The organism is Amycolatopsis sp. SB7-3 (assembly GCF_041021335.1).
In the GTDB taxonomy this organism is placed as follows: Bacteria; Actinomycetota; Actinomycetes; order Mycobacteriales; family Pseudonocardiaceae; genus Amycolatopsis; species Amycolatopsis japonica.
The window spans coordinates 137963-159638 of record NZ_JBFPJQ010000009.1 but is presented as its reverse complement, the minus strand read 5'-3'; the positions used below and the strand labels follow the sequence as shown (position 1 = coordinate 159638).

Below are 21676 nucleotides of genomic sequence, written 5' to 3'. Positions count from 1 at the left end.
CCCTTGTTTCGCCCGGGGCCGGACCGGGTATACGGCGTTCGGCCGGTGAGACGGAGGTAACCCCCGATGGACGACGCGGGTTCGCGTGCTGGTGGTGACGAGGAGGAACCCGATGCCGGGACCACTCAACGCCGGTTCAGCCTGAACGTCCACGACCCGGACCATCTCCCGCGCAAACTCGCCGGCCGCTACGAGGTCGGCGAGCTGCTCGGACGCGGCGCCACCGCACGCGTCTTCCGCGCACGCGACCTGCTCGAACAGCGCGAAGTGGCGCTGAAGCTGTTCCACGCCGACACGATGACCCGGGACGAGCGCCGCCGCCAGCAGGAGATCCAGACGCTCAGCGCGGTCCGCCACCCCGGGCTCGTCCCGCTGTACGACGCGGGCACCGACGACGGCTACACCTACCTCACGATGCGCCTGGTCGACGGGCCGAACCTGGCCCAGCGGCTGCGCTCCGGACCACTCCCCCAGGACGAGGTCGTCGAGCTGACCGCCCGGCTGGCCGACGCGCTCGCGCACGTCCACGCGCACGGCATCACCCACCGCGACCTCAAACCGGCGAACATCCTGATCGCCGACGACGGCCCGCTGATCGGCGACTTCGGCGTGGCGCACGCCTTCGACGCGACCAGGGTGACCGAGACCGGCGGTGTCGTCGGCACGGCGGCGTACATGGCGCCCGAACAGGTCCGTGGCGAGAACGTCGGCCCGCCCGCCGACGTCTATTCGCTCGGCCTGGTCCTGCTCGAATGCCTGTCCGGGGAACGGGAGTACACCGGGACCCCGGTCGAGGCCGCGGTCGGACGGCTGCACCGGCCGCCGCGGATCCCCGCCGGCCTGTCGGCCACCATGACCACGCTGTTGCGCGGGATGACCGCGCGGAAACCGTCGCAGCGCCCGACGGCCGCGGCGATCTCCCGGATCCTGCTGGAGGATTCCACCGGTACGAAGGTCGCCCATCTCGCGCCCGCCACCCGCAAACGGGCGGCCGTGGTCGCCGCCATCAGCGCGCCCGCCGCCGCGATCACCGTCGGGGTGCTGCTCGCGGTGAACCAGACCCCGGCGGACCAGCCCGGCCTGCCGGGCGGCCTGCTACCCCCCGCGGCGACCGGCTCGTCCGCCCCGGTGGCGGGCCAGGGGCCCCGGTCCTCGGAAGTGGCCGAGGTGGCCACCCGCGGCCCGAAGGCCAGCAACGCCACTGTCGTCGTGACCGAAGACGCGCCCGCCTCCGCGGATCCGCCCGGTGCCACCGAAAGCGTCGACGCCACCTCGACACCCAGGGAAACGACCGCCGCCAGCGAGCGGCAGAGCACCTCGGGCAAGCCGAGCAAGACCCGGCCGAGCCCGCCGACGAAGAGCAAGCCAGGCCCTCCCGACTGAGCGACCGCCCGGCCGGGTGTCCACAGTGGACGATGATGGGAGACGGCGATGACCTACATCAACGACCCGCGTGAGCCACCGGAAGAGATCGTCGAACAGACGCCCGCCAGGATCCGTGTCGTGCGGATCGTCAACGCCCTCGTCCACGCGATCTGCTGGATCTTCGCGCTGGTGCTGATCGTGCACATCCTGCTGGTGTTCGGCGAAGCCAATCCGGGGAACGGGTTCGCGCAGCTGATCGACCAGTGGTCGCGAGCGGTCTCGCTCGGGCTGCGGAACCTGTTCACCCCGGAAGGGATCAAACCCCGGACGCTGTTCAACGACGGCCTCGCCGCACTGCTGTGGCTGATCATCGGCGGCGTGGTGACCGATCTGGTGTCGCGGATCGGCCTGCCCGGCCCGAAGCGGGTCTGGTACCGGCGACCGCTCAGTTGAGCGAGCCCGGTCTCGCTTCCGGAGCGTCACCGGCCTGGGCCTGCTCGGCCTGGGCGTCGGTGACCTCCGGGGCGGCCTCGGTCTCGGCCGACGGCTGCTCCGGTGCGTGCTCCGTCTCGAAGTGCTCACGGCACCAACGGCCGTAGCGTCTGGCATGCACGGTCATCGCGGCACCTCCTCCTCTGCCCACCACGATCCCCCATCATTGTGACGCGCGCCACTCGTTTATCCGGCGAATCGGGCCACGATCGCGGCGCAGAACGCGGGGAGGTCGTCGGGGTTCCGGCTGGAGATCAGGCCGTTGTCGTCGACCACCTCCTGGTCGACGACGGTGCCGCCGGCGTTGCGGATGTCGGTGCGCACACTCGGATACGACGTGAGCGTGCGGCCGCGGACCACGTCGGCCTCGACCAGCGTCCACGGCCCGTGACAGATCACCCCGACCGGCTTCCCGCTGTTCACGAAGTCGCGCACGAAGCGGACGGCGTTCTCGTCCACGCGCAGGTTGTCCGGATTCATCGTGCCGCCGGGCAGCACGAGCGCGTCGAAGTCGTCGACGGTGACGTCCTTGACGACCCGGTCGACGGTGAACTTGTCCGCCTTGTCGATGTCGCCGTTCATGGCCTGGATCTCGCCGGATTCCAGCGAGACGAGCTCGGCCGTCGCCCCGGCGTCCGTGACCGCCTTGCGCGGTTCGACCAGTTCGACCTGTTCCACGCCGTCCGCGGCGAGGATGGCCACGCGGCGTCCGTTCAGCGATGTCGTCATCGGTTCCCTCCTGAAGTCGTCTTCGCCCCCGGCTACCCCGTGGCGGCCTCGCCGAACCATGGGCATGAACCGCGATCACCGGGGGTATTCGCCGCGCATGCGATTGCGGCGAGCGGATCTGGGCTCCCCAGGTATCGGGAGGCGGCGAAGAGGCCGGGGTTTCGGCTACCTGACGCCGGACGGCGAACCGTTGAAGGACGAGGAGACGATCGAGCGCATCGAGGCGCTGGCGATCCCGCCCGCGTGGCGGCGCGTGTGGATCTCGCCGCACGAGAACGCCCACATCCAGGCCGTCGGCGTCGACGACGCAGGCCGGAAGCAGTATCTCTACCACGGCGAATGGCGACGGGCCCGCGACGAGGAGAAGCACGAGCGCGTCCTCGCGCTGGCGCGGCGGCTCCCCCGGCTGCGCCGGACCATCCGGGAGGATCTCGCTTCCCGCGGCTTCACCCGCGAACGGGTGCTCGCCGGCGCGCTCCGCATGCTCGACCTCGGCGTGTTCAGGACCGGTGGCGAAAGCTACGCCGACGAGAACGGCACGCACGGGGTGGCGACCCTGCTGTGCGAGCACGTTTCGATCCGGGAGGGCTGCCTTCTTTGCGACTATCCGGCGAAAGGCGGGATCCAGCGGAAGGTCCGGCTGCGGGACGAGGACCTCGTCCGGCTGATCCGCTCGCTCAGGCGGGCCCGCGGTGACGAGGTGCGCCTGCTCGCCTACCGGAACGGTCGCGGATGGCAGGAGATCCGGGCCGAAGACCTCAACGAGCGGTTCAAGGAACTCACAGGCGACGACTTCACGGCCAAGGACCTGCGCACCTGGAACGCCACCGTCCTGGCCGCTTCGGCCTTCGCGGAGACCGAAAAGCCGTCCAGCGAAAGAGGTTTGAAGCGGGTCGAGAAGGCGGTGATGACCGAAGTGGCCGAAGGACTGGGCAACACGCCCGCCGTGGCACGACGGTCCTATGTGGACCCGCGCGTGATCACCGCCTACCGCCGGGACCGGACGATCGCGCGTGCGACGCGACGGGCGCGGAAGGTCTCCGATCCCGACGAGGCCCGCGACATCGTGGAGCGGGCGGTGGTGCGGCTACTGAGCGGGTCGTGAGGCCTCGATGGCGAGGACGGCGATGTCGTCGTGCGTCCCGCTGCCGAGCCATGCCCGCACCGCGGTGCGGATCCGGGCGACCACCTCGCGGCCGGACATCCCCCGGCAGCCGGCCAGCAGTTCACGCAGCCGCTCGTCGCCGAACAGGTCCGACGGCCGCTCGTGGTGGCGTGCTTCGGTGATGCCGTCGGTGTAGAGCAGGCAGACATCGCCCTCGCCCAGCCGGATGGCCGTCTCGGCGAACCGGGCCTGCGGCGAGATCCCGACCAGCGTGCCGGGCAGGGTGATCTCGTCGACGCCGCCACGGCGGCGCACCACCAGCGGCGCGGGATGGCCACCGGACGCCAAGGTGACGCCGAGACCGTCTTCGTTCGCCAGCACCGAACCGAGCACCAGCGTGGCGAACCGGCCGCTGCCGCCGGTGATGAGCAGGGAGTTGAGCAGGCTCAGCAACGTGGTGTTGTCGTGCTCGACGAGGTCGAGCGCGGCGAGGGTCTGCCGGACCCGGCCGGTGAGCGCGGCCGCCTCGGCGCCCTTCCCGCAGACGTCGCCGAGGACGAACATCGCGCCGCCGCTTTCGCGCGGCAGGACGTCGTAGAAGTCGCCGCCGACGTCGAGCAGACCGCCCGACGGCTCGTACCAGACGTCGAATTTGACGCCGTGGACGTCCGGCGGCGGTGTCGGGCGCAGGGTGGTCTCCAGGCCGCGGGTGGCCTCTTCCTGGCGGGCGTAGCGATGCGCGTTCGCCAGCGCCGTCCCGGCCGCACGGGCGAATTCGGTCACCGCGCGCGGGTGGTCCTCGCCGAACGCGGGCGCGCCGCGCCTGCCGAGCACCACCGCCCCGGTGACCCCGGCGCCGCCGTCGAAGCCGAGTGAGACCACGGTCACGGACGGATGGACGGCGAGCCGTTCCGCGACGATCGCGGGTAGCGTCGCGATCTCCTCCTCCGGCACCGCTTTGGCTTCGAGTTCCTCGGTGGAGGCGAAGGTGCCGGCGAGCACCGGCGCGAGCTGGACCGGGACCCGGCGGATCCGGCCGTGCCCGTGGTTGGTGCGGTGATCGCAGCTCCACCATTCCCACCGGCCCCGCGTGGTCGGCAGCAGCACGAACACGCAGTCGGCGAGCTCGGCGGCGGCGACCTCGGCGATCACCTTCGCCGTTCCGTGCCGTCCTCGCGCGGAGGCGAGCCTGGGGCCCGAAGCGGCGAGGAATCCGTCCACGCGCGGGCCGTCGGCCGCGACCGCGGAGGTCACCGTCCACGCGTGCCAGCCGCCGGGCAGCGTCCGGATCCGGGCCGGGAACCGGCGGCCGGTGTGCTCGACATGCCCGACGTCGGGACCTTCGGCGGTCAGTATCGGGCGGCCGCCGCCGAACAGCTCGCGGGCGGCGGGGTTCGACCAGCGCAACGCGCCGCCGACGTCCTGCACGAGCACCGCGTCACGGACGTCTTCCAGCAGCTCACGCCAGAACCGCCCGGATTCGGGCAGCGCGCCCTCGCTGGTCGCCGTCGACGACTCCGAGGGGAGCGACGTCGAGGCCGGGGCCGGCCGTGACACCATTCCCGGACCTCCTCCTGCCTGGCGGGTAGCGCAGTGTGAGCGGGCGGACTGGCTCGAAGTGTAGGTCGAATCATGGCACGCTGATGCGACGACCATGGCTTGGCATGCGTGGTGGAGAGGGTCGACACAGATGACACAGCACTCCCAAAGGGACCGGCTCCCCGTGGAAGGTGGTGGCGGCCAGGTGGACGAAGCGACCCTGGAACGCCTGCTCGCGGCGGCTCGTGACCTCGGGGACGGCAACTTCCGGCGGCGGCTGGTGGCGCACGGCGACGGGCTCGCGGCCCAGCTCGCGGGCGCCTTCAACGACATCGCCGAACGGAACCAGCGACTGGTGACCGAACTCCTGCGCGTCCGCGAGGCGGTCGGCAAGGAAGGCAGGCTGACCGAGCGCGTCGCGGCCGAGATCGGTCCCGGCGGCTGGGCGACCGCGGTCGACGTCGTCAACGGGCTGATCGAAGACGTGAGCAGGCCCACGGCCGAGCTCAACCGCGTCCTCGGCGCGGTCGCCGAGGGCGATCTGTCCGAGCCGATGCCCCTGGAGGTCGGCGGACGGCCGCTGCAGGGTCAGTTCGCCGAAGTCGCGAAGACGGTCAACGGCCTGATCAAGCAGCTTTCGCGGTTCGCGACCGAGGTCACCAGAGTGGCCCGCGAGATCGCCACCGAAGGACGGCTCGGCGGTCAGGCCGAGGTGCCGGGGGTGGCGGGCACCTGGCGTGATCTCACCGACAACGTCAACGTGATGGCCAGCAACCTGACCGACCAGGTCCGCAACATCGCCCAGGTGACCACCGCGGTGGCGCGGGGCGACCTGACCCAGAAGATCAACGTCGACGCGCGCGGCGAGATCCTGGAGCTCAAGAACACCGTCAACATCATGGTCGACCAGCTCTCGGCGTTCGCCGACGAAGTGACCCGGGTGTCGCGCGAGGTGGGAAGCGAAGGCCGTCTCGGCGGTCAGGCGCAGGTCCCCGGCGCGGCCGGCACCTGGCGCGACCTCACCGACTCGGTGAACCTGATGGCGGACAACCTGACCGACCAGGTCCGCAACATCGCCCAGGTGGCCACGGCGGTGGCGAAGGGCGACCTCTCGCAGAAGATCAACGTCGACGCCAAGGGCGAGATCCTCGAACTCAAGAACACCCTGAACACGATGGTCGACCAGCTCTCGTCGTTCGCCGACGAAGTCACGCGCGTCGCGCGCGAGGTCGGCAGCGAAGGCCGGCTCGGCGGCCAGGCGCAGGTGCCCGGGGTCGCCGGGACGTGGCGCGGGCTCACCGACTCGGTGAACCAGATGGCGGACAACCTGACCGACCAGGTCCGCAACATCGCCCAGGTCACCACCGCCGTCGCGAAGGGCGACCTGACGCAGAAGATCACGGTCGACGCGCGCGGCGAGATCCTCGAACTGAAGACGACCGTCAACACGATGGTGGATCAGCTGTCGTCGTTCGCCGACGAAGTCACGCGAGTCGCGCGTGAGGTCGGCACGGAAGGTCAGCTGGGCGGCCAGGCGCAGGTGCCGGGCGTCGCCGGGACGTGGCGCGACCTCACCGGGTCGGTCAACTTCATGGCGAACAACCTCACCGCGCAGGTCCGCAACATCGCCCAGGTGGCCACGGCGGTGGCGAAGGGCGACCTCTCGCAGAAGATCGCCGTCGACGCCAAGGGCGAGATCCTCGAACTCAAGAACACCCTGAACACGATGGTCGACCAGCTCTCGTCGTTCGCCGACGAGGTCACGCGAGTGGCCCGCGAGGTCGGCAGCGACGGGCGGCTCGGCGGTCAGGCGCAGGTGCCGGGCGTGGCCGGGACGTGGAAGGACCTGACCGACAACGTCAACTTCATGGCGAAGAACCTGACCGACCAGGTCCGCAACATCGCCCAGGTCACCACCGCCGTCGCGAAGGGCGACCTGACGCAGAAGATCATCGTCGACGCGCGCGGCGAGATCCTGGAGCTCAAGAACACCGTCAACATCATGGTCGACCAGCTTTCGGCGTTCGCCGACGAGGTCACCCGGGTGTCGCGCGAGGTCGGCACCGAAGGCAAGCTCGGCGGCCAGGCGCAGGTGCGCGGCGTCGCCGGGACGTGGAAGGACCTCACCGACAACGTCAACGTCATGGCCACCAACCTCACCGACCAGGTGCGGAGCATCGCGACGGTGACCACCGCGGTGGCGAACGGCGACCTGTCGAAGAAGATCTCGATCGACGCGCAGGGCGAGGTCGCCGTCCTCGCCGAGACGATCAACAGCATGGTCGAGACGCTGCGCGCGTTCGCCGACGAGGTCACCCGCGTCGCCCGCGAGGTCGGCACGGAAGGCATCCTCGGCGGCCAGGCCCGCGTGCCGAACGTGGCGGGCACGTGGAAGGCGTTGACGGACAACGTGAACGTCATGGCCGACAACCTGACCGGCCAGGTCCGCAGCATCGCGACGGTGACCACCGCGGTGGCGCAGGGCGATCTGTCGAAGAAGATCGACATCGACGCGCGCGGCGAGATCCTCGAACTCAAGACGACCATCAACACGATGGTCGACCAGCTCTCGGCCTTCGCCTCCGAAGTCACCCGAGTCGCCCGCGAAGTGGGCACGGACGGCACGCTCGGCGGCCAGGCGGAGGTGCCCGGCGTCGCGGGCACGTGGTCGCGGCTGACCGAAAGCGTGAACCAGCTGGCCGGGAACCTGACCACCCAGGTGCGCGCGATCGCGCAGGTGGCCACCGCGGTGACCGCCGGCGATCTGACCCGGCACATCACCGTCGACGCGTCCGGGGAGGTGGCCGAACTCAAGGACAACATCAACCAGATGATCGCGAACCTGAAGGAGACCACCCGGGCGAACCGCGAGCAGGACTGGCTCAAGACCAACCTCGCGCGGCTGTCCGCTCTCATGCAGGGGCACCGCGACCTCGCGTCGGTGGCGACGCTGATCCTGTCCGAGCTGACGCCGCTGGTGTCCGCGCAGCAGGGCGCGTTCTTCCTGGCCCGCGAAGACGAGCAGGAAGAGGTGGTCCTGGAGAGCATCGCCACCTACGGGCTGGCGAAATCCCAGAACGGGCTGCGGTTCTCCCCCGGCGAATCGCTCATCGGGCAGGCCGCCGTCGACCGGCGCACGATACTGGTCCACGAAGCGCCGCCGGAGTACGCGCTCATCTCGTCGGGACTGGGTTCGGCCGCGCCGGTCAACGTGATCGTGCTGCCGGTGCTGTTCCAGGGCGAGGTGCTCGGGGTGCTGGAACTGGCGACCATCAACGCCTTCAGCACCGTGCACATCGACCTGCTGGAACAGCTGAAGGAGACCATCGCGGTCAACGTCAGCACCATCCAGTCCAACTCGCGCACCGAAGCGCTGCTGACCGAATCCCAGCGCCTGGCACAGGAACTGCGCGCGCGGTCCGAGCAGTTGCAGGCGCAGCAACGGGAACTGCGCCGGTCCAACACGGATCTCGCGGAGAAGGCGGCACTGCTGGCGCAGCAGAACCGCGACATCGAGGTCAAGAACAGCGAGATCGAGCAGGCGCGGCAGGAGCTCGAAGAGCGTGCCGGGCAGCTGACCATGGCGTCGCAGTACAAATCCGAGTTCATGGCGAACATGTCGCACGAACTGCGGACCCCGCTCAACAGCGCGCTGATCCTCGCGAAACTGCTCTCGGAGAACCCGGACGGGAACCTGTCGGAGAAGCAGGTCCAGTTCGCGCGGACGATCTACTCGGCGGGCAGCGACCTGCAGCAGCTGATCAACGACATCCTCGACATGGCCAAGGTCGAGGCCGGCCACCTGGACCTGCAGATGTCCGACGTCACGCTGCCCGAGCTGGTCGAGTACGTCGAATCGATCTGCCGTCCGCTCACCTCGGACAAGGGCCTGGAGTTCGCCGTCCTCATCGACCCGCCGGTGCCGTCGTCGATCCACACCGACGAACACCGCGTACAGCAGGTGCTGCGGAACCTGCTGTCCAACGCGGCGAAGTTCACCGACGAGGGCGGCGTGCGCCTGCACATCCGGATGGCCGACCCGGGCGAGGTCGAGGCCGACTCGCTCCGCAACGCCCCCGGCGTCCTCGCGTTCGCCGTGGAGGACACCGGGATCGGCATCGCGCCGGACAAACTCGCGATCATCTTCGACGCGTTCCGCCAGGCCGACGGCACGACGAGCCGCAAATACGGCGGCACCGGGCTGGGCCTGTCGATCAGCCAGCAGCTGACGGAACTGCTCGGCGGCGAACTGCGGGTCCGCAGCGAGCCCGGCAAGGGCAGCACGTTCACCCTGTACCTGCCGGTGAGCGCGGCGAACCTGGTGGTCCCGACGTCCGCCGCGGCGAGTGGTGTCCCGCTGATCATGGCCGTACCGCAGGTGATCCCGGTGACGCCGTCGCAGCGGTTCCACGGCGAGAAGATCCTGATCGTCGACGACGACCTGCGCAACGTCTTCGCGCTGGCCGCCGTGCTGGAACGCAACGGCCTGGAGGTCATCTACGCCGAGACCGGCGTCGCGGGCATCCGGGCGCTGGAACGGCATGAGGACACCGCGCTCGTCCTGATGGACGTGATGATGCCCGAACTGGACGGCAACGCCACGATCACCGCGATCCGCGCCGAGGCCGCGCACGAAGACCTGCCTGTGATCGCCGTCACTGCGAAGGCGACCGCGGAGGACAAGGCGCGGACGCTCGCTTCGGGCGCTGACGACTACGTCACCAAGCCGGTCGACACCGACAAGCTGCTGGACCTGATCGCGGCCCACCTGGAGGCGGATGCCGCCTCCAGCGGCCTCTCGCAGGCCGTGGCACCCGCCGAGTCGGACTGAGGCGTTGGGCCGGGTTGGTCGTGAGTGGCGTTTCGGGTTAGAACCCGAAACGCCACTCACGACCACCTGGACCCCTGCTGGCGCTTGTCCTGAAGGCCCCCTTTGAGACGTTGGATGTCTCAAAGGGGGCCTTCAGGACACGCGGACTTCCGCCCCCGGACGCGAAAGAACCCGCAGGCCAGACGCCTGCGGGTTCTGATGTGGAGCTGTGGAGCGGGTGACGGGAATCGAACCCGCGTAGCTAGTTTGGAAGACTAGGGCTCTACCATTGAGCTACACCCGCGTGCCCCCGAAGTACCGGGTGCGAAAACAGCTTAGCGTGACCCGCTAGGCTGTGCGCACACCCCCCGGGAGATCGGGGAAGCCACGGGCTGTGGCGCAGCTTGGTAGCGCATCCGCTTTGGGAGCGGAGGGTCGCAGGTTCAAATCCTGTCAGCCCGACTCAAGGTCATCGACCTGCGGTTTCACCGGCGTTTCGGCTTGACCTCGCCGGTTCGAGGGTGGGCGCCGCGCTCAGCGACCCTCCGCCTTCACGGTTTCGCTGCCGCCGGGTCCGGTTGTCGATGACCCGAGATCCACACACCCCTCACTCCGGGTCAGCGGCATGATGGCGATCATGGAGATCCGCCACGCCCGCGCCACCGACGCCCCCGCCGTGACCACCCTCCTCGCCGAGCTCGGCTATCCCGACAACACCGAGACCGACGTACGCGGCCGGCTCGAACGCTGGGCCCGTCATCCCGAAGGTGCCGCGTTCGTCGCCGAGTCCGACGGCACCGTGGCCGGGGTCATCGCGGTGGTCGCGATCCCGCTTCTCGAGCGGGAAGGCGCCGTGGGACGGATCGTGGCCCTGGTGGTGGACGAGACGCGACGCGGCACCGGCGTCGGCCGCGCACTGATCACCGCCGCCGAAGAGCAGGCGCTGCGGTGGGGCTGCGGCGCGATGGAGGTCAGCAGTTCCCGCCGCCGGACCGGCGCGCACGCCTTCTACCGGGCGCGGGGGTACGAGGACCGGTGCGAACGCAGCGCCAAGTTCTTCCGCGAACTGACCACCTGACCAGCTCCCGGATGGTGAGAGCCCTAGGCCCACCGCCACCCGCTTGCGAACATCGGCACCGTGACCGGCAGGCGGAGCGCCAGTGCCAGCGCGGTGCTCCGCGTGGTGCTGGACGAAGGAGCGATAGCGCGCAGCACCATCGCGCGCCGCACCGGGCTGAGTGCCGCGGCCGTCACGGGGCATGTCGCGGAGCTGATGCGCCGCGGGTTCCTCATCGAGCTGCCCGAGGTCGCGGGCGCGGTCGGCAGGCCGTATGTGCCGCTGGAGCTCGACACCGAGCGGTTCGTGGTGTGCGGAGCACATGTCGCGGTCGACCATCTCACCGTCGGGTTGCTCGATCTGCGCGGGAAAGTGTTGGCACAGCTGGAAGCCCCGCATCACGGCGCCGAGCCGGCCGTGCAGGCGGCGCAGATCGCGGAGCTGCTCGACGACCTCCTCGTGGGACACGCGCCGGAGCGGACGCCACTCGGGCTGGGGGTGGCGACCGGCGGATGGGTCGACGAGGCCTCGGGAACGGTGGTGGAGCACGGGTTGCTCGGCTGGCGCGGGGTCCCGTTGCGCGAACTGCTCACGGAGGTCACCGGTCTCGACGTCCGCGTCGACGGGCATTCGCGGGCGCTCATCCACGCCGAACGTCTGCTGGGGCAACCGCGAGCGCGGAGCAGTGTCGTGCAGTTGTTCACCGGCAACGTGGTCGACGCCGCCTTCGCGACCGGGGACACCGTCCATCATGGACCGAGGTCGGCGGCGGGCGCCGTCGCGCATTTGCGGGTGGACGACAGCGAGGAACCTTGCCGTTGCGGGCGATCCGGCTGTCTCGAAGCGACGGTGTCCGAGCGCACGATCGCCCGCAAAGCCGTCGAAGCGCGAATCATCGAAGAACCGGATTTCACCGATGTGCTCCATTTGGCGGCATCGGGAAACAAAGGCGCCGTCGCCCTTTTCCGGGAACGCGCGAGAATCATCGGACAGGCCGCCGCCTTGCTGTTCGACGTCCTCAATCCGGAAATCCTCATCGTGCTCGACCAGAGTGTACGCGACGTCGACGGCTGCCTTTCCACGATCCGGGACGAGGTCGCCCAGCGCTCCTGGATCTGCCAGGACGCGGAGAAAAACGTTGTGGCGTCGAGCTTTCCGGGTACCGAGCTGGCGACGGCCGGCGCGGCGGTCATGCTGAACGCCCTCTACGAAGATCCGCTTTTCACGAACCTCGCCAACGCATCCTGAATTACTTCACTAAATCGCAAAATTGACGCTCTCCGCCGGGCCTGCGAAGAATCTTCTTCAACGACGCGAACCCGAACGAAAGAGCCCACCGTGAAGAAACCAGTGCCCTTGATCGCCGCGCTCCTCGCCGGATTGGCGCTGTCGGGCTGCGGCGCCTCCGCGACCCCGGCGGGCGCGGCCGGGCAGCCGGAGAAACTCGAACTCCGCTACCAGGGGTCGGCGAACAACGTCACCTTCCCCGAACTCGCCGAAGACCTCGGCTACTTCGGCCCGGTCAAACTCAAATGGGTCGGCAACACGATCAGCGGACCGCAGGACATCCAGTCCGCCGCGACCGACCAGACCGACTTCGGCGGCGCCTTCACCGGCGCGGTCGCCAAACTCGTCGACGCCGGCGCCCCGATCAAGGCCGTCGTCAACTACTACGGCTCCGACGAGAAGACCTTTTTGGGCTTCTACGTCAAGGAGGACAGCCCGATCCGCACCGCGCGTGACCTCATCGGCAAGAAGGTCGGCGTCAACACCGTCGGCGCGAACCTGGAGGCAGCCCTCGACACCTGGCTCAAGCGCAACGGCCTCACCGACGCCGAGATCGACCAGGTACAGCTCGTCGTCCTGCCCCCGATCAACACCGAACAGGCCCTGCGCAACGGCCAGATCGACGTCGCCGCGCTCAACGGCGTCCTCCAGGACCGAGCCCTCGCGGGAGGCGGGGTGCGGCCGATCGTGAAGGACGTCGAGGCGTTCGGACCGTACAACGGCGGGCCGTACGTGCTGCGGACCGACTTCATCAAGAAGTACCCGGAGACCACGAAAACCTTCGTCACCGGCGTGGCCAAGGCGATCGAGTGGGCGCGCACCACTCCGCGCGAGGAGGTGATCGCCCGGTTCACCAAGATCATCCAGAACCGCGGCCGCAACGAGAACACCGAAACGCTCAAGTACTGGAAGAGCCCCGGTGTCACCAAGGGCGGGCTGATCTCCGACAACGACTACACGCTCTGGACGGACTGGCTCAAGCAGTCCGGGTTCATCAAGAACGACCAGCTCGACCTCAAGAAGATCTACACCAACGAGTTCAACCCGTACCGCGAAGGCGGTGGCGCATGACCGCCAAGATCAGCCTGCGCTCGGTCACCAAGACCTTCGGCGCGTTGACCGCGCTCGACGACGTCTCCCTCGACATCGAGGACGGCACGTTCCTCTCCCTCGTCGGGCCGAGCGGTTCCGGCAAGTCCACACTGCTCGATCTGCTCGGCGGGCTCGCGAAACCCACCTCCGGCGAGGTCCTGATCGACGGGAAACCCGTCACCGGGCCGGGACTGGATCGCGGGGTCGTGTTCCAGCAGTACGCGTTGTTCCCCTGGCGCACCGCGCGGGCCAACGTCGAGTTCGGCCTCGAAGGCGGCACCCTGAACAAACGACAGCGCGCCGAGCGAGCGCGGGAATTCCTCGACCTGGTCGGGCTTTCCGGCTTCGAAGACCATCTCCCCCATCAGCTTTCCGGTGGTATGAAACAACGGGTCGCGATCGCGAGAAGCCTCGCGTACGACCCGGACGTGCTGCTGATGGACGAGCCGTACGCCGCGCTGGACTCCCAGACCCGCGAACTCCTGCAAGAGGAGTTGCGCCGGATCTGGAAACGCACCGGCAAGACCATCGTCTTCATCACCCACAGCATCGAGGAAGCCGTCTACTTAGGACAGAAGGTCGCGGTGCTCACGTCCCGGCCGGGCAGGCTCAAGGACGTCGTCGACATCGACCTCGGCGACCGCTCGAACGACGACCTGCGCTCGGCGCCCGCCTTCGTGGCCCATCGCCATCGGCTGTGGGAACTGCTGCACGACGAGATCCGGAGGGCCGCCTGATGACCGCCACCCTCGAAGCGCCGAAAGTCCACACTGGACTGAAGGCCGCCGAGCGACCCCGCAAGAAGAAGAACCCGTTACGCAAGGCTTTCCGCAGTTCGGCGGCGATCCTGCTCTTCCTCGCCCTCTGGGAGCTGGCTCCCCAATACCTGCTCGACGAAGGCACGAGGACCTTCCTCCCGCCGCTGTCGGAAGACCTCGTCGCGCTCTGGGAGCTGATCCTCAACGGGCAGCTCGCCGACCATCTGCTGGCGAGCCTCGGCCGGTCCGCCGCCGGATTCGTCATCGCGGTGGGCGTCTCGGTGCCGCTCGGCCTGCTGATCGCCTGGTACCGGCCGCTCGCCGAGTTCCTGAACCCGTTGCTGGAACTGGCCCGCAACACCGCCGCGCTGGCCCTGCTGCCGGTGTTCACGCTCCTGCTCGGCATCGGCGAGGTGTCCAAGATCGCGCTGATCGTCTACGCCTGCGTCTGGCCGGTGCTGCTCAACACGATCGCCGGGGTGAACACCGTGGATCCGTTGCTGGTCAAGGCCGCGCGCTCACTCGGGCTGTCGAGCCCCAGCCTGTTCCGGAAGGTGATCCTGCCGTCGGCGGTGCCGACCATCTTCACCGGGATCCGGATGGCGGCGGCGTATTCGATCCTCATCCTCATCGCCGCCGAGATGGTCGGCGCCAAGGCCGGGCTCGGCTATCTGATCAACAACTCGCAGGTCAACTTCCAGATCCAGCAGATGTACGCCGCGATCATCACGGTGTCGGTGCTGGGCCTGGCCATCAACGCGGGCTTCGTCGCACTGGAGCGGCGGTTCTCCACCTGGCGTGTCAAGGAGAAGGCGTGAAGCACTTACACCTCAACGCGTTCGTGATGCCGAACGGTCATCACGAGGCGGCGTGGCGGCATCCGAGCACGGATCCGCACCGCGCCGCGACGCTGAAGCACTACGTCGACATCGCCCGCACGGCGGAGCGCGGCAAGCTGGATTCGCTGTTCCTCGCCGACGGTGTCGCCTTGTGGGGCAACGTCCGCTACAACTCCCACACCCTGTTCGAGCCGCTGACGTTGCTTTCCGCGCTGGCCGGGGCGACCGAACACATCGGGCTGATCGCCACCGCGTCGACGACCTACAACGAGCCGTACCACCTGGCGCGGAAGTTCGCCTCGCTCGACCACCTCAGCGGCGGGCGCGCGGGCTGGAACATCGTGACGTCGGCGGGCGAGGACGAGGCGCGCAACTTCAACCGCGACGCCCGGCCGGCGCACGCGCTGCGCTACGAGCGTGCCACCGAATTCGTCGAAGTGGCCAAGAAACTCTGGGACAGCTGGGACGACGACGCGGCGGTGATCGACAAGGCGAGCGGCGTCTACGCCGACACCGACCGCATCCACCCGATCGACCACAACGGCCCGCATTTCCAGGTCCGCGGCCCGCTCAACATCCCGCGTCCGGTGCAGGGACATCCGTTGCTCGTCCAGGCCGGTTCGTCGGAGACGGGCAAGGAGTACGCGGCCCGGTTCGCCGAGGCGGTGTTCACCGCGCAGCAGACCTTCGCCGAGGGCAAGGCCTTCTACGACGACGTCAAGGGAAGGCTCGCGAAGTACGGCCGCTCACCGGAGGAGATCAAGATCCTGCCGGGGATCAGCCCGATCCTGGGGCGTACCGAGGCCGAAGCGAAGGAACGCGAGGCCGAGCTCAACGCCCTCATCACGCCCGCGTACGGCGTGCGGCAGCTGTCGAACATGCTCGACCACGACCTGACGCCGTACCCGCTCGACGGTCCGCTGCCCGACGTCGGCACGTTCACCGAGGGCGCTCAGAGCCGGTTCGAGCTGGTCACGGGTCTGGCGCGACGCGAGAACCTCACCATCCGTCAGCTGATCGAGCGGCTGGCGGGTGGCCGGGGACACCGCGTCTTCGCCGGAACCGCCACGCAGGTGGCCGACCAACTGGAGCACTGGTTCACCGAAGGCGCCGCGGACGGCTTCAACGTCATGCCGCCCACGCTGCCGGGAGGTCTCGAGGACTTCGTCGACCTCGTGGTGCCCGAACTGCAGAGACGCGGCCTTTTCCGCACCGAGTACACCGCCACGACCTTGCGCGGCCACTACGGCCTCGCCCGCCCAGTCCACCGCACCCCAGTGAAGGAGCACGCCGCATGACCGCCCTCAACACCCAGGTCGAAGTCCGCAAGATCACCGGCAGGATCGGCGCGCAGGTGCTCGGCGTCGACCCGGCCAAGGAACTCGACGCCGCGACCGTCGCGTTCGTGACCGACGCCCTGCACGAGCACAAGGCGCTCGTCTTCCGCGATGTCGACCTCGACGACGCGGGCCAGCAGCGGTTCGCCGAGCACTTCGGCGAACTGACCAAGGCGCACCCGACCGTCCCGTCGGTGGACGGCGAACCCGCGATCCTGCCGGTCGACAGCGAACAGGGCCGCGCGAACCAGTGGCACACCGACGTCACCTTCGTGCACAACCCGCCGAAGGCCAGCACGCTGCGCAGCCTGGTCGTCCCTCCGTACGGCGGGGAGACGCTGATCGCCAACTCGGCCGCCGCGTACCGGGATCTGCCGGAGCCGCTCCGGGCGTTCGCCGACACGCTGCGCGCCGAGCACACCAACGACTACGACTACGCGAAGGCGCCCGAGACCCTCGACGACGCGGAGCGGGAACGCCGCGCGGTGTTCGTCTCGCAGAAGTTCCGCACGGTCCACCCCGTGGTGCGGGTGCATCCGGTGACCGGGGAACGCGGGCTGTACATCGGCGGATTCGCGCAGCGGATCATCGGGCTGTCGAAGGGCGAGTCGCGGGACATCCTGCGGCTGCTGCAGTCGTACGTGACCCGGCCGGAGAACGTCGTCCGGGTGAGCTGGGAGCCGAATCAGCTGGTGCTGTTCGACAACCGCATCACCCAGCACTACGCCGTCGACAACTACGACGACCTGCCCCGCCGCCTGAACCGCGTGACCGTGGCGGGCGACGTCCCGGTGGGCATCGACGGGGTGCCCAGCGAATCCCTCGAAGGCGACGCTTCGCACTACTCCCCCGTCGCCTGACATCCCCGCATTTAGTCCTCTGGATGCGTACCAACCGCATCCAGAGGACTAAATGCGGTAAGACTGGCGTCGTGAAGACCGATCGTCAGGTGGAAGCGCTCCTGAGGGAGCTGGCCCCGCAGGTCATCGGGTTGCTGGTGCGCAAGCACGGGCAGTTCGACGCCTGCGAGGACGCCGTCCAGGAGGCCCTGCTCTCGGCCGCGCAGCAATGGCCGGAGCAGGGCGTCCCGGACAGCCCGAAGTCCTGGCTCGCGACGGTCGCGTCACGGCGGCTGGTCGACGAGTGGCGCAGCGAAAGCGCACGGCGGCGGCGCGAAGAGAACGACGCGCTGATGGACCCCACTCCGGCCACGGTGTCCGATTCGGACGACACCCTCACCGTCCTTTTCCTGTGCTGCCACCCTTCCCTGTCCGCGCCGTCGCAACTCGCGCTCACGCTGCGCGCCGTCGGCGGGCTGACCACGGGCGAGATCGCGAACGCGTTCCTGGTCCCGGAATCGACCCTCGCCCAGCGGATCAGCCGCGCGAAACAGACCATCAAGAAGGCGGGCGCCGAGTTCGTCCTGCCGCCGTCCGCGGAACTCGGCGAACGGCTCCGCGTCGTCCTCCAGGTGCTGTACCTGATCTTCAACGAGGGCTACACGACCAGCGGCGGCCCCGACCTGCACCGCGCCGACCTGACCGCGGAGGCGATCCGGCTCACCCGGCTGCTGCGGCGGCTCATGCCCGACGAGGACGAGGTCACCGGCCTGCTCGCGCTGATGCTGCTGACCGACGCACGCCGGGCCGCCCGCGCCGGCGACGACGGCTCGCTTGTCCCGCTCGCCGAGCAGGACCGCACGCGCTGGAACGCGGAAACGATCGCCGAAGGGGTTTCGCTGGTGAGCGAGGCGCTGGAGTCGGGTCCGGTCGGGCCGTACCAGGTGCAGGCCGCGATCGCCGCCGTCCACTCCGAGGCGGCCACCGCGGCCGACACGGACTGGCCCCAGATCCTCGCGCTCTACGACGTCCTCGAAAAGGTCTCGCCCGGACCCGTCGTCACACTCAACCGCGCCGTCGCGGTCGCCGAGGTCAACGGGCCGGAAGCGGGTCTGGAACTGCTGGCCACGCTCGACGACGACAGCCGGATGAGCCAGACGCACCGGCTCGATTCCGTCCGCGGGCACCTGCTGGAACTGGCCGGGGACACCGGCGCCGCGCGCGAGGCCTACCTCCGGGCGGCCGGGAAGACGGCCAGCGAACCCGAGCGGCAGTACCTGACCCGGCGCGCGGAGCGGCTCGCCTAGTCTTCGGCCTTGCGGGCCGTGGCCAGGGCGCGCTCGGTCTCCCAGAACGCGCGCATCGACACGATCAGCCCGTCCTCGCGCACCCGGTAGACGAACACGCCGTCGGTGTCGACGCGGTAGCCACCGGGCAGGTACGTGGTGATCGTGCCGACGTTCGCGACCTCGTCGCCGGCCGCGTGGGAATCGCGGATGGTGAACCGGAAGCGTTCGACGTTGGCGATCGTCTTGTCCCAGAAGGCACTGATCCCGTCGTGCCCGTGGTGTCCCTTGCCTTCTTCGTCGAACATCGACTTGCCGATCGGGTCCTCGACAACGGCGTCGCCGGCGAAGAGTCCGAGCCAGGCGGACTTGTCCCCCGCGGTGACCGCGGTCATCGAAGCGAACGCGGCCTGCCGCGCGGGCGGCTGCTCGGCGGCCGGATCCCAGCAGACGTCGACACCCATGGTTCAGTCTCCGATCTTCGCGATGATCTCGTCGCCGAACTTCTTGATGGAATCGAGCTTCGGGCCGACCTCGGCGTCGAAACCGAGGCCGTCGAACACCCACGGCATGGTGATGATGTCGGTGACGCCGATGTCGCCCTGCTCGCGATAGCCGTCGAGACCGAACTTGTCGATGCAGACGGCCTGATACTCGAAGGGATCTTCGGCGCGGCCCTGTTCGGCCAGCAGCCCGCGCAGTTTGGCGATCGTGTCGGCCAGGTCGTCGAACTTCATCATCGCCGAAGACCAGCCGTCGGCGACGCGGGCCGCCCGGCGCAGCGCGACGTCGGTGTGGCCGCCGATGTAGAACGGCACCCGCGACGGCGGTGTCGGGCTCATGCGGAGCTTGTCGAAGTCGAAGAACTCGCCGTGGAACTCGACCATCCCGCCGTCGAGGATCAGGCGCAGCACCTCGATGGCCTCGTCGACGCGTTTGCCGCGCTTCTCGTACGGCGCGCCGCACCAGCGGAACTCCTCCGGTGACCAGCCGACGCCGAGCCCGAGCCCGAAACGGCCACCGGTCAGTGCCGCGACCGAGTTGACCTGGCGGGCGAGCAGGACCGGGTTGCGGGAGCCGAGTTTGAGCACGGAGGTGTAGAAGGTGAGCCGCTCGGTGACGGCGCCCATCGAGGCGGCCGCGACCAGCGGATCGGCCCAGGGCGTCTCCTCGGTCCAGAAGCGGCTGCCGTCGGGCGTGTACGGATAGTCGGCCGAGACCGTTTCGGAATAGAACAGGGAATCCGGGAGCGCGATCGAGGAGAAACCCGCCTCTTCGGCGGCCCGGGCGAGCTCGCCCAGCTGATCGAGCGGATTCATCGCGATCGACAGGGTGAACTTCATGGAGCCGAACTATAACGTGTTCTAGTTTCGCCCGCCAGTGCGCGCGGGAACCCCCGGCGGGTTCCCCGCGTTGATCCGGTCAAAGGCCGAACGATTCCTGGAGTTGAACCCATGGGCACCGCGATCTTCCTGATCGTGCTCCTCGTCGTCGTGGTGGGCGGCGGCATCTACTTCGCGAAATCCCAGGCGGCGGCCAAGAAACGCCAGCTGGACGACGCGAAGGCGGACGCACGGCGCCTCGTCGAACGACTGGGCGGTCAGGTCATGAACCTCACCGGCACGGACACCGCCTCCCAGCAGGCGATGGCGGACGCGTCCGAACGTTTCACCGCCGCCGGCTCCCAGATGGAGCAGGCGCAGACCGTCGAGCAGGCCCGGCTGGTGCGCGAGACCGCCATCGAGGGGCTCTATTACGTCCGCGCGGCGCGGCTGGCGATGGGTATGGACCCCGGTCCGGAACTGCCCGGCAGCGAAGAGCGCGATCGGGCGGGCAAGGTCACCGAGTACCGCTCGGTGGACGTCGAGGGCGAGCACTACGAGGCTTCGCCGGATCCGAGCCAGCGCACGCCGCACTACTACCCCGGTGGCCGGGTGGCGGGCCGTCCGGTGCCGCAGGGCTGGTACAGCGAGCCGTGGTGGAAGCCCGCGCTCGTCGCCGGTGCCTGGGGTCTCGGCTCGATGCTGCTGTTCAGCGCGATGTTCTCCGGGATGGCGGGGATCGCGAGCGCGTCGGCCTGGGAGTCGGGTTACGACGCGGGCCAGGAGGACGCGGGTGCCGGCGGTGACGCGGGCGACGCCGGAGGCGACATGGGCGGGGACGCCGGTGGGTTCGACGGCGGCGGCTTCGATGGTGGCGGCTTCGACGGCGGCGGGTTCGATGGCGGAGGCTTCGACTTCTAGCCCGCGCCCCGCCCTTCAAGCGCTATGAAAGGTCCTTTCCTTGCAAATTTCGCAAGGAAAGGACCTTTCATAGCGTCGGGAAGTTCCTCAGGCGGGCTGGCAGGTCGGGCACCAGAAGAGGTTCCGCGCCGCCAGATCGCTCCGCAGCACCGCTGTCCCGCACACGAGACACGGCATCCCCTCGCGCCGGTAGACGTAGACCTCGCCACCGTGCCGGTCCTGCCGCGGCGCGCGGCCGGTGACCTCGGGCAGATGCTCCGGCGCGACCGTGTCGATCCGTCCCACTCGGACACCGTGCCGCATGAGCGTCACCAGATCCGCCCACATGTCGTCCCACAGCCCGCGATCGAGCGCGCGGCCCGGGACGAGCGGGGCGACACCGTGCCGGAACAGCACTTCGGCGCGATACACGTTGCCGACGCCCGCCAGCACCGACTGGTCCATCAGCAGCGCCGCGATCGACGTCTTCGACCGCGAGATCCGTTCCCACGCCTTGTCCGGCTTGGCGTCACGCCGCAGCGGATCCGGGCCCAACCGCGCCTTGATCGCGTCGACCTGCGGCGCGTCGAGGAGTTCGCACCGCGTCGGGCCGCGCAGGTCGGCGTAATGCGTCGGACCCGCCAGCCGCATCCGCACCTGCCCGACGGGCTCGGGAGCGGGCAGCGGCTCGTCGGAGAACGTGCCGTAGAGGCCGAGGTGGACGTGCACCGTCCCGTGTGGACCGTAGTCGTGGAACAGGTGTTTCCCGTACGCCTCGGCCTTCACCAGCACCCGGCCGTCCAAACGGGACGCTTCGGCGGCGAACCGTCCCTGCGGACTGCTCACCTCGACCGGGTGACCGGCGAAACGGCGTTTGTGCAGACGTGCCAAGCGATGGAGCGTGTGCCCCTCGGGCATG

19 protein-coding genes and 2 tRNA genes are annotated in these 21676 nt (G+C 69.1%); 14 read left to right on the top strand and 7 right to left on the bottom strand.

Annotated features, from left to right (window positions below; all coding sequences use genetic code 11):
- The first annotated feature begins 66 nt into the window (after nucleotides 1–66).
- Together AB8M46_RS38495 and AB8M46_RS38490 are read left to right on the top strand one after the other, a co-directional pair.
- Entirely contained in the window at nucleotides 67–1383 is a 1317-nt protein-coding gene (locus AB8M46_RS38495; protein WP_394363375.1) for a serine/threonine-protein kinase, read from the top strand.
- 48 nt (nucleotides 1384–1431) lie between these two features.
- Nucleotides 1432–1818, top strand: a complete 387-nt coding sequence (locus AB8M46_RS38490) for a hypothetical protein (RefSeq protein WP_037347603.1) — start codon at nucleotides 1432–1434, stop codon at nucleotides 1816–1818.
- Here AB8M46_RS38490 and AB8M46_RS38485 read toward each other — a convergent pair.
- Nucleotides 1811–1984: a hypothetical protein gene (locus AB8M46_RS38485; RefSeq protein WP_162836917.1), complete on the bottom strand. Its 174-nt coding sequence runs from the start codon at nucleotides 1982–1984 to the stop codon at nucleotides 1811–1813. The genes AB8M46_RS38490 and AB8M46_RS38485 overlap by 8 nt on opposite strands.
- A 59-nt stretch (nucleotides 1985–2043) precedes the next feature.
- Complete coding sequence (locus AB8M46_RS38480) at nucleotides 2044–2586, bottom strand: type 1 glutamine amidotransferase domain-containing protein (RefSeq protein ID WP_394363374.1); 543 nt, start codon at nucleotides 2584–2586, stop codon at nucleotides 2044–2046.
- 97 nt (nucleotides 2587–2683) lie between these two features.
- On the opposite strand from AB8M46_RS38480, the gene AB8M46_RS38475 reads away from it, so the two are divergent.
- Complete coding sequence (locus AB8M46_RS38475; protein WP_394363373.1) at nucleotides 2684–3691, top strand: DNA topoisomerase IB; 1008 nt, start codon at nucleotides 2684–2686, stop codon at nucleotides 3689–3691.
- Here the strand turns inward: AB8M46_RS38475 and AB8M46_RS38470 are convergent.
- Nucleotides 3674–5251, bottom strand: a complete 1578-nt coding sequence (locus AB8M46_RS38470; protein WP_394363372.1) for a SpoIIE family protein phosphatase — start codon at nucleotides 5249–5251, stop codon at nucleotides 3674–3676. The genes AB8M46_RS38475 and AB8M46_RS38470 overlap by 18 nt on opposite strands.
- Before the next feature lie 130 nt (nucleotides 5252–5381).
- On the opposite strand from AB8M46_RS38470, the gene AB8M46_RS38465 reads away from it, so the two are divergent.
- On the top strand, nucleotides 5382–10061 hold the full coding sequence (locus tag AB8M46_RS38465) for a HAMP domain-containing protein (RefSeq protein ID WP_394363371.1): 4680 nt from the start codon (nucleotides 5382–5384) through the stop codon (nucleotides 10059–10061).
- A 209-nt stretch (nucleotides 10062–10270) separates the two neighbouring features.
- On the opposite strand, the gene AB8M46_RS38460 is transcribed toward AB8M46_RS38465, so the two are convergent.
- Nucleotides 10271–10344 (bottom strand) — tRNA-Gly (locus AB8M46_RS38460).
- Nucleotides 10345–10428: 84 nt separating this feature from the next.
- Between AB8M46_RS38460 and AB8M46_RS38455 the strand changes: the two genes are divergently transcribed.
- The 9 genes from AB8M46_RS38455 to AB8M46_RS38415 all read left to right on the top strand — a co-directional run bounded on the left by AB8M46_RS38455 (nucleotide 10429) and on the right by AB8M46_RS38415 (nucleotide 18556).
- Nucleotides 10429–10502: transfer RNA gene (locus AB8M46_RS38455), tRNA-Pro, on the top strand.
- A gap of 175 nt (nucleotides 10503–10677) precedes the next feature.
- Nucleotides 10678–11118, top strand: a complete 441-nt coding sequence (locus AB8M46_RS38450; RefSeq protein ID WP_037347831.1) for a GNAT family N-acetyltransferase — start codon at nucleotides 10678–10680, stop codon at nucleotides 11116–11118.
- A 60-nt stretch (nucleotides 11119–11178) separates the two neighbouring features.
- On the top strand, nucleotides 11179–12345 hold the full coding sequence (locus AB8M46_RS38445) for an ROK family transcriptional regulator (protein WP_350591492.1): 1167 nt from the start codon (nucleotides 11179–11181) through the stop codon (nucleotides 12343–12345).
- 90 nt (nucleotides 12346–12435) lie between these two features.
- Entirely contained in the window at nucleotides 12436–13455 is a 1020-nt protein-coding gene (locus tag AB8M46_RS38440; RefSeq protein ID WP_394363370.1) for an ABC transporter substrate-binding protein, read from the top strand.
- Entirely contained in the window at nucleotides 13452–14213 is a 762-nt protein-coding gene (locus tag AB8M46_RS38435; RefSeq protein ID WP_037347611.1) for an ABC transporter ATP-binding protein, read from the top strand. The genes AB8M46_RS38440 and AB8M46_RS38435 overlap by 4 nt, the downstream gene beginning before the upstream one ends.
- The gene (locus AB8M46_RS38430; protein WP_037347614.1) at nucleotides 14213–15052 is read left to right on the top strand and encodes an ABC transporter permease; all 840 of its coding nucleotides are present in this window, start codon (nucleotides 14213–14215) and stop codon (nucleotides 15050–15052) included. Before AB8M46_RS38435 ends, AB8M46_RS38430 begins: the two co-directional genes overlap by 1 nt.
- Entirely contained in the window at nucleotides 15049–16371 is a 1323-nt protein-coding gene (locus AB8M46_RS38425) for an LLM class flavin-dependent oxidoreductase (RefSeq protein ID WP_394363369.1), read from the top strand. The genes AB8M46_RS38430 and AB8M46_RS38425 overlap by 4 nt, the downstream gene beginning before the upstream one ends.
- Nucleotides 16368–17270, top strand: coding sequence for a TauD/TfdA family dioxygenase (locus AB8M46_RS38420; RefSeq protein WP_037347617.1), 903 nt, complete (start codon nucleotides 16368–16370; stop codon nucleotides 17268–17270). Before AB8M46_RS38425 ends, AB8M46_RS38420 begins: the two co-directional genes overlap by 4 nt.
- A gap of 71 nt (nucleotides 17271–17341) precedes the next feature.
- On the top strand, nucleotides 17342–18556 hold the full coding sequence (locus tag AB8M46_RS38415; RefSeq protein WP_350591501.1) for a sigma-70 family RNA polymerase sigma factor: 1215 nt from the start codon (nucleotides 17342–17344) through the stop codon (nucleotides 18554–18556).
- Here the strand turns inward: AB8M46_RS38415 and AB8M46_RS38410 are convergent.
- Together AB8M46_RS38410 and AB8M46_RS38405 are read right to left on the bottom strand one after the other, a co-directional pair.
- Complete coding sequence (locus AB8M46_RS38410) at nucleotides 18553–18999, bottom strand: nuclear transport factor 2 family protein (RefSeq protein WP_037347622.1); 447 nt, start codon at nucleotides 18997–18999, stop codon at nucleotides 18553–18555. The genes AB8M46_RS38415 and AB8M46_RS38410 overlap by 4 nt on opposite strands.
- Before the next feature lie 3 nt (nucleotides 19000–19002).
- Entirely contained in the window at nucleotides 19003–19878 is an 876-nt protein-coding gene (locus tag AB8M46_RS38405; RefSeq protein ID WP_350584900.1) for a TIGR03619 family F420-dependent LLM class oxidoreductase, read from the bottom strand.
- A gap of 111 nt (nucleotides 19879–19989) precedes the next feature.
- Between AB8M46_RS38405 and AB8M46_RS38400 the strand changes: the two genes are divergently transcribed.
- Nucleotides 19990–20778, top strand: a complete 789-nt coding sequence (locus AB8M46_RS38400) for a hypothetical protein (RefSeq protein WP_073846418.1) — start codon at nucleotides 19990–19992, stop codon at nucleotides 20776–20778.
- A gap of 87 nt (nucleotides 20779–20865) precedes the next feature.
- Here the strand turns inward: AB8M46_RS38400 and AB8M46_RS38395 are convergent, their stop codons facing one another.
- Nucleotides 20866–21675: an Fpg/Nei family DNA glycosylase gene (locus AB8M46_RS38395; RefSeq protein WP_125695381.1), complete on the bottom strand. Its 810-nt coding sequence runs from the start codon at nucleotides 21673–21675 to the stop codon at nucleotides 20866–20868.
- Nucleotide 21676: the final 1 nt, after the last annotated feature.